The following is a 766-nucleotide window of genomic DNA, read 5'->3' as shown; positions in this document are numbered from 1 at the left end:
TAGGTGGATTTTCCGCTCCCGATCCGGCAGCGATGCCGGGAAGAAGGAGCGAAAGATGGCAAGACGTCCGAGAAGAAACCACAGTGCCGCGTTCAAGGCGAAAGTCGCATTGGCGGCACTGAAGGGCGACAAGACGATGAGCGAGCTGGCCACCCAGTTCGACCTGCATCCGAACCAGATCAAGCAGTGGAAGGAGCAGTTGCTCGATGGTGTGACGGATGTGTTCGAGGACAAGCCGAAGAGCAAGGAGCCGCAGATCGACATCACCCGGCTGCACGCCAAGATCGGTCAGCTGACGTTGGAGAACGATTTTTTAGAGGGAGCGCTCGCCAAGGCCGGTCTGTTGCCGAGCGCAAAGAAATGACGGATCGAGACCACAAGTTGAGCCTCGCGCGGCAGGCCGAATTGCTCGGGATCAGCCGGGGCAGTCTCTACTACGAGCCTCGGCCAGCCAACGAGGACGACCTGCGCTTGATGCGCCGGATCGACGAATTGCACATGGAGTTTCCCTTTGCAGGCAGCCGGATGATGAAAGGTCTGCTCCGGCAGGAGGGCTTCACCGCCGGTCGGCTCCATGTCTCTACGCTGATGAAGCAGATGGGCATTGAAGCCCTGTATCGGAAGCCAAACACCTCGAAACCGGCGCCCGGCCACAAGATCTATCCATACCTTCTGCGCAAGCTCGCCGTGACACGACCCAACCAGGTCTGGGCCATGGACATCACCTACATCCCCATGGCCCGAGGGTTCGTCTACCTGACAGCGG

The 766-nt window shown here is 59.7% G+C and carries 1 pseudogene; it reads left to right on the top strand.

What is annotated here, in order from left to right:
- Nucleotides 1–55: 55 nt before the first annotated feature.
- Nucleotides 56–766 (top strand): annotated as a pseudogene (locus EU800_RS26125) (IS3 family transposase); the annotation flags it as partial.

The organism is Tropicimonas sp. IMCC6043 (assembly GCF_004146235.1).
Classification (GTDB): Bacteria; Pseudomonadota; Alphaproteobacteria; order Rhodobacterales; family Rhodobacteraceae; genus Tropicimonas.
The sequence above is the reverse complement of the archived record's forward strand: the minus strand, read 5'-3'. Positions and strand labels throughout refer to the sequence as shown.